Raw genomic sequence first — 12,269 nt, forward strand, 5'->3', positions numbered from 1 at the left:
GATATAACATGGGTGGCATTAGAACCCATGATATTCTTTTTCCCTTCTTTCGTCTCATTCTTACCCAGCACGATAAAACGGGCCTGAATTTCATCGGCCACCTCAATAATCTTATCATAAATCTTGCCTTCTTCCACGCGGGTTTCAAATGAAATGCCGGATGAGGCATATTGGCCGGCAAGGCTGTTGAGCTTTGTTATTGCCTCTGCTTTCAACCGGTCATAATGTTCCCGTTCCGAAAAGAGCCGTGCCAGAAAATAACTGGTGTCAATTACATGCAGCATCAGAATGCCGGCATTGATAAACCGGGCAAGATCGATGGCCTGTTCCAGGGCAACCAGCGATTGGTCCCGGAAATCCACAGCCAGTAAAATCCTCTTTTTTGTTGTGCTCATTGCAAAATCTTTAGTAGTACCAAAAATATAAATTTTACCGGTATTACCCTCCTTGTCAGTTTGATTTAAACGGGATTAAGCAGTTGAAATGTCAACAAACTAATCTACAGTGTATCAGGGTTTTGTGCACAGACATCCGGAAAAACGTTGAAACGCAATGGATGTAACCATGCACATAGAAATTCGAAACCACCGGTTTCGCTCCGGTTTCTTTAAACCGAATTATTCTAAAGGTGCCTCTGCTTTTATTCGGCAGATTATAATTTAATTTTTTTGTCCCTGGATTTTAATACTGTCCCTTTACGCTGAGACCGCAACCAGAGAATAGCGAACAGGGAAAAGAGAATGCGATTCCCTGGAAAATATTACCTTTGCACCTTTCTTTTGGATATGGAATTGCTGCAGGAAATAGAGCGCCGACGTACATTTGCCATCATCAGCCACCCTGATGCCGGAAAAACCACCCTCACCGAAAAGCTCCTTCTTTTCGGAGGTGCCATTCATGTGGCCGGAGCCGTCAAGTCAAATAAAATACGAAAAACGGCTACTTCGGATTTCATGGAAATCGAACGCCAGAGAGGCATTTCAGTGGCAACTTCCGTTATGGGGTTCGAATACAAAGGCTACAAGGTCAATATTCTTGATACTCCGGGACATGAAGATTTTGCCGAAGATACGTATCGCACCCTGACGGCGGTTGACAGTGTAATCATTGTGATCGACTCGGCCAAGGGGGTGGAATCCCAGACCCGCAAACTGATGAATGTCTGCCGGATGCGCAATACTCCTGTTCTGGTGTTTATGAACAAACTCGACCGGCCCGGTCTCGATCCTTACGAATTGCTTGATAATGTTGAAAAAGAACTGAACATTGATGTAATTCCCCTGAGCTGGCCCATCAGCAATGGCCCTACCTTTAAGGGAGTATACAACCTGTACGAGGAAAAACTGGATCTGTTTAATGCGGTGGATAAACAAAGAGTCCAGGAAACCACCGAAATCAAGGATTTGAACGATCCCAGAATGGATCAGTACCTCGGGGATTTTGCCGGGAAACTGAGGGACGATTTGGCGTTTATTAAAGAAGTTTTCCCTCCCTTTGATGTGAAAAAATACCTTGCAGGCCAAACGGCTCCTGTATTTTTTGGAAGTGCTCTCAACAATTTCGGCGTACGGGAACTGCTGGATTGCTTTCTTGACATTGCTCCTCCTCCGCGTTCATTCGAAGCTGTGGAACGAATCGTCGTCCCTTCGGAAAAAAGCTTTTCAGGATTTGTTTTTAAAATCCATGCCAACATGGATCCAAACCACCGCGATCGCATTGCTTTCGTCAGGGTGGTTTCAGGCTGCTTTATGCGCAATGTCAATTACCATCATGTTCGGCAGAACCGGGACATGAAGTTTAGCAGCCCAACCGCTTTTATGGCAAATAAAAAATCGGTTATCGACGAAGCATGGCCCGGCGATGTGGTGGGTTTGCATGATACGGGCAACTTCAAAATCGGTGATACCCTTACCGAAGGAGAAAAGCTCCACTTCAAAGGTATACCGAGCTTCTCTCCGGAACTGTTCCGGTATATTGAAAATGCCGATCCTCTGAAATACAAACAGCTTGCTACCGGCATTGAACAGCTTATGGACGAAGGAGTGGCCCAACTGTTTACTCTCCAGTCAAACGGTCGTAAGGTGATTGGAACTGTCGGTGCCCTTCAGTTTGAAGTAATCCAGTACCGTCTTCTGCATGAATACGGTGCTTCCTGCCGGTACGAACCCCTGCAGGTATACAAGGCATGCTGGTTTGTTTCGGATAATGCCCGGCAACTCGATGACTTCAAACTCAGGAAAAGTCAATACCTTGCATGGGACAAGGAACACAGGGATGTTTACCTCGCCGAATCAGCGTATGCCCTCGAAATGGCAAAGGAGAAATTTCCTGATATCAGGTTTTATTTTACTTCAGAATTCTGAGGTTCATAGCCTTCAATGGATATGACCCGGGTGGGCGCACCGTCCGAGTTTTCAAATTTCAATGGCGCACAGATCAGCCAGAATTCCTGTGCCCCAATCTGCTCAAGGTTTGTCAGGTTTTCTATCAGCAATATTCCTTTTCCCAGTAAAATTTTGTGCACAGGAAATTCTGTGCTCCCTTCCCTGTCAAACGAAATGGCATCAATTCCGATTCCTTTCAAAGGGAAAGAACTGATAAATTCTGCTGCTTCAAGGCTCAAAACGGGATATCCTTCAAAATAATCTGCCTTCCCCCATAAATCGCTCCATCCTGTGTACAAGAGCAAAAAATCAACTCCTGAAAAATCTTTTACCGCGCCCCTTATGAAGTCGGCACCTATCATGTTTTCTTTTCTTGCATCAAGGAGTTTCCCTTTACCGAAAAAGCTGTCAGGATGCATCCTGTCCAGTGTTATCCCATTGGGAAGCATATGCGCCGGAGCATCTGTATGGGTGCCAGTGTGGGATACCATGCTGAGACGCGATTCGTTGTAACCACATACATCAATCTGAAAGGGGTATTCGACAACCGGTTCCTCCGTCCCGGGATAAACCGGCATATTGGTGTGGATGGTATGACTCAGGTCAGTGATTTTCATGTCAGATACATATTTTTTCCAGCTCCGCAGGATTTGCTGATCGGTTAACTTTCAGCACAAAATCAAACCGGTTCAGAGCTAAACATAACTCAAAATCCCGTGCAGGTGAATGGAGTTGGTTGGCGGGATCGAGCAAACGCCTTCCGCTTCCTGCACGCAATAGTTTCACCATGTGGTCAAAATCAGTATGTTTCCCTTCCAGTTCATTCCGAATGTATTCCGCGCAGAATAAATCTTCATCGGCAGGTTCAGTTGCCGAATATCCCATACATACCAGGGAAACAACCGGAGGCTCATGGGTTTTAATGTATCGTACAATCGCTGATGCATTGACAAAACTTCCGGTCAGAATGTCTGCGGCATTTCGGGCATTTACTATTCCCTGCGTTCCGGCACTTGTAGTATGAACAATGGTCTTCCCTTTAAAGGAAACATGCTCAATATGTGTGGGGGAATTACCGAAATCAAAACCGGGCAACTTTCGCTCATTTCGTTCGCCAATCAATATATATTCGGGATGCTGCGCTTTCAGACGGTAGGCTTCCTCAACATCTGCTACCGGAATAATTCTCTTTGCCCCGTTCTGAAACAAGTAACAGGCCAGTGAAAATGCCCTGAACACATCAATTATCACCGCCAGCCCTTCTGCCTGCTTTGCCCCCTCTGTCAGATGAAGAATTCTGATTTGCATATAACCCTGTGTTCGTCAGGTACGTTTTTTCATTCCCTTTGCACAGTATCTGCAGGCGGGGAGGGGGGGACATAGTCATGCGGAAGAAAATACAAACTGGTAACCTGACCTGCCCCGTTAAACCGCAATTTCAGATCTACCAGCAGGTCACCAAACTTTCCGGTGCAAACAACTATCGTTGATCCTACATAGGGTTCGGCCTTGATTTGTTCCAATCCATGGTAGGGCCCGACCTGGTAAACCAGATCTTTCCATGATTTTTCCAGCTTTTGTGGTGATAATCCCTTGCTGAGCCGCTCGTCAAACATCCGGGCTATTTCAGCATATTTTCCGCTGTCAAAAAGAACAAGAATTTCACCCGCTTTTTTTTCAAGCAGTGCCGTATTACCAGGTTGACCCGATACAGGAATTAAGAAAAACAAAGAGATAAAAAGAATGATGCACAATTTTCTCGAGGCTGATTTGTCTGTAAAATGACACATTGCAAAAAACTTTGGGTATTTTTTCAATTCTGGTGATTCAGGCTTCCGGCCAGGCCTATGTCTCTGGCAACTAAACGCATTCCTGCTATCGTGTCGGCAATGATGGTATCAATATCCATCTGCAGCATTCCTGCTCCCTTTTCAATGATCTCCCTGTTAACACCCGCTGCAAATCCTTTTGTTTTCCATCTTTTTTTCACCGAAGCAACTTCCAGATCGAACAGGCTTTTTGAAGGCCTGATGAGGGCAGATGCCGCCACCAGTCCCGTCAGTTCATCCGTGGTAAAAAGCACCTTTTCCATGAAATGTTCCGGTTCAACCTCACTGCAAATTCCCCATCCGTGGCTCACAACCGAACGGATCCAGTCTTCAGGCCACCCTTCTTGTGCCAGTATTTCCTTCGTTTTTGTGCAATGCTGTTCGGGATAGCGGTCGTAATCCAGATCGTGAATTAACCCTATGATTCCCCATTTTTCAGGGTCATGACCATATTTTTGTGCAAAAAAACGCATTACCGCTTCAACCGACAAAGCATGACGGATAAGATGTTGCGATGTATTGTATTGTAAAAGAAGCTGGTATGCCTGATTCCTGTCGGGTGCTGCCATAGCCAAAATGATTCCTGGTTTAACAGGGTAAAAATAATGATTTTTGCAAGGTTATGAGGAAAATTTCCGGAGACTTACCGGAGGGCGGAAATAACAAACGATTCTTCTTTAACCGACACATTTCCCAATCGGTCAATGGCTTTAATGGTCAATGTATATCGGCCCGGGTTGTCAATCGGACCAATCATTCCGGTGCTGATTTTTTCCGGGCTGTTATTAACGGTCGCCTGAATTTTGTCGACTCCCGAAAGTAGATCTGTTGCGCCCGCGAAGATAATGGTATGAACAGGATAGATATTTAGCTCACCTCTTTCTGTCATTTCCCTCCACGGGGCGATGTGCCAAAAAGAACGCTGATAACAGGACCGGCTGTATCAACGATTGCAACAAATGATTGCTGATTGGTATTGTCAACCTGGTCGTAACCCACAAAATGAACCGTATGCCTGCCTTCAGTATACAGGGAAAAAGGTGCTGTATAGGTCTGGTATTCATTATTATCCATCCGGTACTCGATCCGGTTCATTCCCGATTCGGTATCCTTACCCGTCAGTTTAATTTTTGTATTTTTACCAATATACAATGTATCACCAATGGTAATCCGGGGGCCAATAAAACTATATTGCAGGGTTGGTCCCAGCAAATCTACATAAGGAATGGCACTTGCAGCTGTCTGCCCACCCTGTAATTCGCTCTTATTTCCTACTTTGTCAACAGCATAAAATGCAATTTTCAGGTTGCCTCCATCATCAGGAGGATAAAATGGTTTTTCATATTTTTCATAGGGTTTTCCGTTAATGGAATAATACACAGCGGAGATACCGCTTTTATTGTCAAAAGCCGTCAGTTTAACAAGGGTTTTTCCGGAAGCATACTCTTTTCCATTAGCCAGAAAACTTTTTCCTATAAATTCCTGCACCACAATGGGGGGGGTCTTGTCAACATAAAATCTGTAAACAGCCGTGTCGCTGGAATTTCCCAGGTTATCGGCTGCTACATAGGTCAGTGTGTGTTCCCCCTGCCTCAGGTAATTTGTCAGTATAGGGTACTGATAAGAATGCCAGTCGCCGCTGTCAATGCTGTAATATATGCCGGAGATACCCGCGGCGACATCCTCAGCCATAATCCTGATGGATGCACGGCCTGAAAAAACATTTTGGCTGGTATCACCGGCAAATCTTAAAAGAGCTGTAGGCCCCGATTTGTCAAGTACGATCGTAACATTGTGCATAGGTTCAACATTGCCAACATTGTCCACCGAATAAAACCGGACCTGATATTCTTTTTCCTTATCGAATGCAACGGGCTGATCATATTTTTTCCATGCACCTCCGTCAATGGAATACAGGATCTGCTCAACACCCGACATGCCATCACGTGCAGTCAGCACCATAACAGCATTGCCCGAAAGAAACATTTTCCCGTCTTTCATAAGAACTTTCCCTCCCTGATACTGAACGGTTGTCCTTGGTGCAATGCCATCAGCATAGACTTCAAAAACAATCTCCTCCTGGGGATAAACCGGAACTTTGGTAACGGTATCAACTGCCCACGGCGTGCGGATGGTATTCATCCCCTCCGTATCAAGATAAAAAGGATTGGTGTATTTTGCGGAACGTTCACTGAAAAGCCTGAACTTCTGGGCATTTGGTTCGGGAGAGGAACTGATCCACAAATACAGCGCAAGGTGTTTGTTGATGTATATTTTCCCATCCGGCGCTGTATAAATCTTTTTCGGATGGGATAACCTTTCCTGGCCTGATGCCCTTGGATCATTTCCAAAAAACAGCGCCAGGAATAACAAAACAATGAACGCTTTTTTCATTTTGGTTATTCCGGTTTTATGGCAATAAACGTAAACGGCACATTGATAATCTCCTGAAACTCCTTACCCATATCGAGCATGTCATCATCATCTTCCATATAATGCCATACCACTTCAACCTGATTCCCCTTCTGGTTCATTTCTTCCAGTATCTCCAGAATATCAACAATCGCTTTGGAAGAGGAAGAATTGCAATATTCCAACTGCAAATTCAATACGGTTTTTGGATTGGGATTCTGACTGTACTCCTCAAACCAGTCAATGACCGGCGAATAAAAACTGATGGCCTCCTCCGGTATAGATTGCCCGGAAATTTCAAACAGATTCTTTTCCTTATCAAGAATGACGGTTGGAATTTCGTCAGTTCCTGTTATGATCAAAGGTTCCATCATGTTTGTTCTAATGCGTCATACAGATATACCAATCGGTTCAAACGAACCTGACCAAAATTACGATAAGTGTTTTTTATCTCCAAAAAATATTTAAACTCTCTGAAATTTATAGCTTTCATGGTATTTTGATTCCGAGAACCAATATATCATCCCGCTGCGGATAACCGTTTTTCCATTTCTCAAAGGTTTCCCGAAGGATAGTCTTTTGCTCATCCATAGGACGGGAATGGATATCCAACAGCAATTGTTTCAGGTTGCGTGACAGAAATTTGCGGCCTTTATCACCCCCGATCTGATCGGCATACCCATCGGTAAACAGATAAATGCAGTCATCTTTCTGCAGGATAATTTCATGATTGGTGAAGGGTTTTTCCGCATTCCTGTGGATACTGATTGGCATTCTGTCGGCATCGTATTGCAGAAGTTCATTGTTGCGGACAAGGTACATGGAATTGTGTGCTCCGGCAAAATGAACCTTTTTCAGTCCCGGTTCAAAAAGGCAAATCGACATATCCATCCCGTCCTTGCTTTCTTTCCTTGCGCCGGTTTGATGCAGTGAAAGGATGATCTTTTCCCGCATTCTGTTCAACACCATGGCTGCTGAAAAATCTTTTCCTGAAGGATCAAGGGACGACAAAATTTCATTGAGGAATGATACCCCCAGCATGCTCATAAAGGCACCCGGTACGCCATGTCCGGTGCAATCAACGGCAGAAACAACTATATACCCTCTTGCTTCGGAAAGCAGGTAAAAATCGCCGCTTACCAGTTCCCTTGGCTGAAAGTAAATAAAATGGCCGGCAAATACATGGAGTATTTCTTCGCGCGGGGTTAATACCGCTTTCTGGATACGGTGCGCATAGTGAATCGAATCGGTGATCTTTTGCTTCTGGGCACTGATTTCAGCATTCTTCTGCGCCAGCAATGCATTCGCTTTCTTCTTCTGCCGAAGCTGCAGATAAATCAAAAATGTAATGAGCAGAACAAAAAACACAATACCCACCAGCACAAGCCTGAACAGCCTTTCGCTCCTGATCCGTGCTTCCTGTTCCCTTATTTTGGATTCCTGCAGCTGCTTCTCTGTATTCAGAAGCCTGATCTGCATTTCCTTTTCTTTTGTTATTTCAATAACCTGAGAAAGTGTATCCTGCGTGCTGGCAAGTTCAAGCTCGGTCATCAGTCTGCGCGCTTCCGCCTGATTCTTGGCTTCTGTTGCCCGGTCTATTTCCTGCTGCTGAAGAAACTTCTGAATGGAATTGAACTGATTGTAATACTCCATCGATTTTGCTGAATTCCCCAACTTTTCATAATTCTCTGCCATCATGCCGTAGCAGGTCTTCATCGTCTTGAGATCATTTTCCTCTTTCGTCAGCTCAAGGGCTTCCTGAAGTTTCTGGTTCGATTCCGCATATCTTCCCAGATTCTGCAAACTCAAACCTATATTAATCAGATCATAGGCAATCTCAGTCTTTTTATTCAGTGCCCTGTTGATTTTCAGACTTTCGTTGAAGTAATTCAGTGCTGTTTCGTCTTTCCCCAGTTCTGTGCAGATGATCCCTATATTATTGTTCAGTACCTTGATGGCATTCCGGTTTCCAAGAATTTTGTTTTCTTCCAGAGCCTTTTCAAAAAATCGAATGGCATCTTCATGCAATTTGTTCTTCCATAAAAGATTTCCGGCCAAAGTATAATACTTCGCCAGTTCATAATGGTTGGAAACGGATTCAAAGCGTGAAATCTGATTGAGGTATTCGTTGTATACCTGCCGGTCGGCATCCGACAATTTATTCAGCGACTCCTGGGCTGTGGAATTCCGGAGGCTGGCGGATGCAACAAACATCAAAACCAGAATGAACTTCAGATACTTCAAATCTTTTGGGATAAGATGCCGGAACCGGTGCATATCTTGTCTTGTTTCCTGAGTAACAAAGATATTTTTTTACAGTGGAAAAAGAAATATTCCGTCAATTTTTTTTACTAACGGTATGATTATGAAGGCGGATTTCACCTTTTCTTAAATGTTCCCTATCTTTGCAGTGAAAATGCTATGCGATGGGTTTCAATATTGAAAATGCCGATCTGAAAAAGTTTATCGTTGTTGGTGATAGGGTTCTCATCAAGCCAAAATCGCCTCAGGAAAGAACAAATACAGGACTTTTCCTGCCTCCCGGCGTTCATGAGCAGGAAAAGATACAAAGCGGCTATGTTCTTAAAGTTGGTCCCGGCTATCCTATCCCGGCCATTAATGAAGCTGATGAGCCCTGGAAAAACAAGTCGGATGAGGTGCGTTACGTTCCCCTCCAGCCAAAGGAGGGTGACCTGGCTGTTTATCTTCAGAGCAGTGCTTACGAAATTGAATTCAACCGTGAAAAATATGTCATTGTTCCCCATTCGGCCATTCTGCTGCTGATTCGTGACGAGGAACTTTTCGAATAACTGCTTTCTATAGAACTATTTTCGATTTGCTCCTGTCCTTGTTAACGACAGGCAGTAGCAGGAGTGCAATTAATCCAACAAGGGTCAGGGCAAGATTGGTGGTGGTCCAGGCAATAAGGGCAAATATTTTTGCCGATTCCATTGGTATACCATAAATAAACAGCGTCTGGTAGACCATAAAGTGCCATGCTCCGATTCCTCCCTGAACCGGGGCAATCATTGCCAGCCCCCCCATTACAAAAGCAACCATGCCGGTTCCGAGTGTCAGATGGCTGGTAGGAGGATAACTGAAGAAAACGACATACAACATTACCAGCCACATCAGGTAAATAAATGCCGTGTGACCAATATAAGCCCAGATGCTTTTCAGGTGTATTATCGTTTTGATCCCTTCGGCAAAACTGTGGAGCAAACGGTAAATTTTCCCCGCAAAACGAAATTTCCTGAAGGAATTCCGGAAAAGGAAAAAAGCTGCTATCGCAGCGATGCATAATCCAATAAATAAATAAACATAGGGATTGGACGTCATTTGTCCGATCTTCTCCGAAACACCCGGATTATTCGCAAGAAAGGTTTCAAACACTCCGACCTGTGACAGCAGGATAACAGTAGCAACCAGAGCCAGGGTAATCAGATCGGTAACTCTTTCCGTAAAAACCGTACCAACCAGCGAGGTTAAAGGAATCTGCTCGTATTTGCTCAGCACGGTGCAGCGAAATACTTCACCAGCCCTGGGAACCAGCAGGTTGACAAAGTACATCGTCATAACAGCAAGAAAGGAATTCAACGGCCTTGGCTTATAACCCAATGGCTCAATCAGCATATTCCAGCGGTAAGCCCGGCTGATATGGCTAAAAAGCCCCAGAAAGAACGATAAGGCAAGCCACCAGTAATTAAGCCGGCCAAGTTCCGACCGCAGATCCTTCAGGTTTACATCTTTGTATACCCACAAAAACAGCGCAACACCCGCAAGAAAAAACAATAAATACTTGAGCGTGTTCAGTATCTTCTTTTTCAATGCTTTTTTTCTTTTTGAGAAAAGCAAAATTAACTTTTTTTATCATTTCGCTCTTCCCTTTTTCTGTAAGCATGTCATTCCATAATAAACGAAATTGAACCCTTGCGTTTGCTAATGGTCTCTGCCCAATTTACGGTGAACATCGATTGGGAAATTCAAATTCTATTACGAAACAGATTCCGTTGATTGCGAAAATTGTATTTTTACAAAATAAAAATGATGATATTTCGGCTAATCAGTCTATTCAGTCAATCCGGTTGATAAGAGCCATCATGAGATAAGTGAATTTTCTGAACCCATAACCCAAAACACAAAATCCGAAACATTTAACCATCTTGCTATATGGTCTCAGGAAAAAAAATTGTATCCAAAACCCAGAAGTTTATCAGGGAAGACATCTGGAAAACCTCGCCTGAACAACATTCACCCGGCAGGTATTTTCTCATCAGGCAGGTAAAAATCTTTTTTATTGCCTTCAGGGAATTTTTTGACAAAAAAATTCAGATGAGGGCTTCAGCACTTACATACTATACTCTCCTCTCAGTGGTTCCTGTTGTGGCAATGGTCTTTGGGATTGCAAAGGGTTTTGGACTGGAACAACGGCTCGAAGCCGAAATCACATCGCACCTGAAAGGACAGCAGGAGGTTGTAACCTGGATCATCAATTTTGCACGGAACCTTCTTCAGAATGCCAACGGCGGAGTTATCGCCGGCGTTGGATTGGTGGTGCTCTTCTGGTCAGTAATGAGCGTACTGAGTAACATTGAACGGTCGTTTAATGATATCTGGCAAATCAAACAGGCCCGACCGTTTGTCAGGAAGTTTACCGATTACCTCTCTATCATGTTGCTGGCCCCGGTTATTATTATTCTATCAAGCAGTGTGACAGTATTTCTCTCTGTTCAGGTTCAGACGTTGACGGAAACGAGTCCCTTGCTCCAAAAACTAAGTTCCCTTGTACAGTTCCTTTTTCAGCTCACACCCTATGTACTGGTCTGGTTCCTGTTTACCCTCATTTATATCGTCATGCCAAACACCAGGGTTCGCTTTTCATCAGCCCTTATTGCGGGTGTTCTTGCAGGCACAGTGTTTCAGATCGTCCAATGGGGGTATATTCATTTTCAGATTGGAGTAAACCGCTACAGTGCTATATATGGGGGATTTGCAGCATTGCCCTTGTTTCTTGTATGGCTCCAGCTGAGCTGGCTGATTATATTGTTCGGAGCAGAAATATCGTTCGCCAATCAGAATGTCGAAAAATATGAGTTCGAGTCCGAATCCCTTCACATAAGCCATTATTACCGGCGAATACTTACTTTGTATATTGTGCACTTTGTGGTAAAAAAATTCATCAGCGGTGATGCTCCGCCCACGGCCCAGGACATTGCCCATGAACTCAAAATGCCGGTACGCATTGCGCGTGAAATAATCTACGAACTGGTAACATGCCGGATTTTTAACGAAACGGTAACTCCCAGCATCAAAGTATTTGGCTATCAGCCGGCACGCGATGTCAACAGCCTGACCATAGCCTGGGTAGTAAGGACTATCGAAAAGCGGGGAATTGATAATATCAGTGTGGCTGACTCCCGCGAACTGAAAAGAATTACCTCCATTCAGGAAAGTTTTTTGAAAGCAATCGAAAACGCCCCTGAAAACATTCTCATCAGGGATATTTAACCCGGATTGCGCATCAGGAGCGAAAGCGAACTGATGCGCAGTGTTTGGGCTTTGCGTGCTGGCATCCGGGTAACCCCGCTGAAACGCAGTGAAAGCGGCCGGTTTAACCCGGATTGCGCATCAGGAGCGAAAGCGA

Annotated in this window: 13 protein-coding genes; 3 read left to right on the forward strand and 10 right to left on the reverse strand. The window is 44.3% G+C overall.

Annotated features, from left to right (window positions below):
- Nucleotides 1-395: universal stress protein (locus GX419_11240; GenBank protein ID NLI25267.1), on the reverse strand; the 395-nt coding region annotated here is incomplete at its 3' end.
- Nucleotides 396-785: 390 nt separating this feature from the next.
- On the opposite strand from GX419_11240, the gene GX419_11245 reads away from it, so the two are divergent.
- Nucleotides 786-2,363, forward strand: a complete 1,578-nt coding sequence (locus tag GX419_11245) for a peptide chain release factor 3 (GenBank protein ID NLI25268.1) — start codon at nucleotides 786-788, stop codon at nucleotides 2,361-2,363.
- Here GX419_11245 and GX419_11250 read toward each other — a convergent pair.
- The 8 genes from GX419_11250 to GX419_11285 all read right to left on the reverse strand — a co-directional run bounded on the left by GX419_11250 (nucleotide 2,342) and on the right by GX419_11285 (nucleotide 8,902).
- Entirely contained in the window at nucleotides 2,342-3,001 is a 660-nt protein-coding gene (locus GX419_11250) for a cyclase family protein (protein NLI25269.1), read from the reverse strand. The two genes, GX419_11245 and GX419_11250, sit on opposite strands and share 22 nt — an antisense overlap.
- A 1-nt stretch (nucleotide 3,002) precedes the next feature.
- Nucleotides 3,003-3,692 (reverse strand): 2-phosphosulfolactate phosphatase, encoded by a 690-nt coding sequence (locus GX419_11255; GenBank protein ID NLI25270.1) that lies wholly within the window; start codon nucleotides 3,690-3,692, stop codon nucleotides 3,003-3,005.
- Between the two features lie 29 nt (nucleotides 3,693-3,721).
- Nucleotides 3,722-4,174, reverse strand: a complete 453-nt coding sequence (locus GX419_11260) for a DUF3887 domain-containing protein (protein NLI25271.1) — start codon at nucleotides 4,172-4,174, stop codon at nucleotides 3,722-3,724.
- A 23-nt stretch (nucleotides 4,175-4,197) separates the two neighbouring features.
- Nucleotides 4,198-4,788, reverse strand: coding sequence for an HDIG domain-containing protein (locus tag GX419_11265; protein NLI25272.1), 591 nt, complete (start codon nucleotides 4,786-4,788; stop codon nucleotides 4,198-4,200).
- 68 nt (nucleotides 4,789-4,856) lie between these two features.
- A complete protein-coding gene (locus tag GX419_11270; GenBank protein ID NLI25273.1) occupies nucleotides 4,857-5,102 on the reverse strand; it encodes a hypothetical protein in 246 nt (81 codons plus the stop codon).
- Nucleotides 5,099-6,607, reverse strand: a complete 1,509-nt coding sequence (locus tag GX419_11275; GenBank protein NLI25274.1) for a hypothetical protein — start codon at nucleotides 6,605-6,607, stop codon at nucleotides 5,099-5,101. Before GX419_11275 ends, GX419_11270 begins: the two co-directional genes overlap by 4 nt.
- Before the next feature lie 5 nt (nucleotides 6,608-6,612).
- Complete coding sequence (locus GX419_11280; protein ID NLI25275.1) at nucleotides 6,613-6,999, reverse strand: DUF1987 domain-containing protein; 387 nt, start codon at nucleotides 6,997-6,999, stop codon at nucleotides 6,613-6,615.
- A gap of 115 nt (nucleotides 7,000-7,114) precedes the next feature.
- Nucleotides 7,115-8,902: a SpoIIE family protein phosphatase gene (locus GX419_11285; protein ID NLI25276.1), complete on the reverse strand. Its 1,788-nt coding sequence runs from the start codon at nucleotides 8,900-8,902 to the stop codon at nucleotides 7,115-7,117.
- 149 nt (nucleotides 8,903-9,051) lie between these two features.
- On the opposite strand from GX419_11285, the gene GX419_11290 reads away from it, so the two are divergent.
- On the forward strand, nucleotides 9,052-9,435 hold the full coding sequence (locus GX419_11290; GenBank protein ID NLI25277.1) for a co-chaperone GroES: 384 nt from the start codon (nucleotides 9,052-9,054) through the stop codon (nucleotides 9,433-9,435).
- Nucleotides 9,436-9,442: 7 nt separating this feature from the next.
- Here GX419_11290 and GX419_11295 read toward each other — a convergent pair whose 3' ends face one another.
- The gene (locus tag GX419_11295) at nucleotides 9,443-10,453 is read right to left on the reverse strand and encodes a flippase-like domain-containing protein (GenBank protein NLI25278.1); all 1,011 of its coding nucleotides are present in this window, start codon (nucleotides 10,451-10,453) and stop codon (nucleotides 9,443-9,445) included.
- A gap of 342 nt (nucleotides 10,454-10,795) precedes the next feature.
- Here GX419_11295 and GX419_11300 point away from each other — a divergent pair, with 342 nt between their 5' ends.
- Complete coding sequence (locus GX419_11300) at nucleotides 10,796-12,133, forward strand: YihY/virulence factor BrkB family protein (GenBank protein NLI25279.1); 1,338 nt, start codon at nucleotides 10,796-10,798, stop codon at nucleotides 12,131-12,133.
- The last annotated feature ends 136 nt before the right edge of the window (nucleotides 12,134-12,269 follow it).

It is taken from the genome of Bacteroidales bacterium (assembly GCA_012517825.1).
In the GTDB taxonomy this organism is placed as follows: Bacteria; Bacteroidota; Bacteroidia; order Bacteroidales; family JAAYUG01; genus JAAYUG01.

Coding starts and splice junctions, on each gene's coding strand:
- GX419_11245 (NLI25268.1), top strand. CDS start 786: ATGGAATTGCTGCAGGAAATAGAGCGCCGACGTACATTTGCCATCATC.
- GX419_11250 (NLI25269.1), bottom strand. CDS start 3,001: ATGAAAATCACTGACCTGAGTCATACCATCCACACCAATATGCCGGTT.
- GX419_11255 (NLI25270.1), bottom strand. CDS start 3,692: ATGCAAATCAGAATTCTTCATCTGACAGAGGGGGCAAAGCAGGCAGAA.
- GX419_11260 (NLI25271.1), bottom strand. CDS start 4,174: ATGTGTCATTTTACAGACAAATCAGCCTCGAGAAAATTGTGCATCATT.
- GX419_11270 (NLI25273.1), bottom strand. CDS start 5,102: ATGACAGAAAGAGGTGAGCTAAATATCTATCCTGTTCATACCATTATC.
- GX419_11275 (NLI25274.1), bottom strand. CDS start 6,607: ATGAAAAAAGCGTTCATTGTTTTGTTATTCCTGGCGCTGTTTTTTGGA.
- GX419_11280 (NLI25275.1), bottom strand. CDS start 6,999: ATGATGGAACCTTTGATCATAACAGGAACTGACGAAATTCCAACCGTC.
- GX419_11285 (NLI25276.1), bottom strand. CDS start 8,902: ATGCACCGGTTCCGGCATCTTATCCCAAAAGATTTGAAGTATCTGAAG.
- GX419_11290 (NLI25277.1), top strand. CDS start 9,052: ATGGGTTTCAATATTGAAAATGCCGATCTGAAAAAGTTTATCGTTGTT.
- GX419_11300 (NLI25279.1), top strand. CDS start 10,796: ATGGTCTCAGGAAAAAAAATTGTATCCAAAACCCAGAAGTTTATCAGG.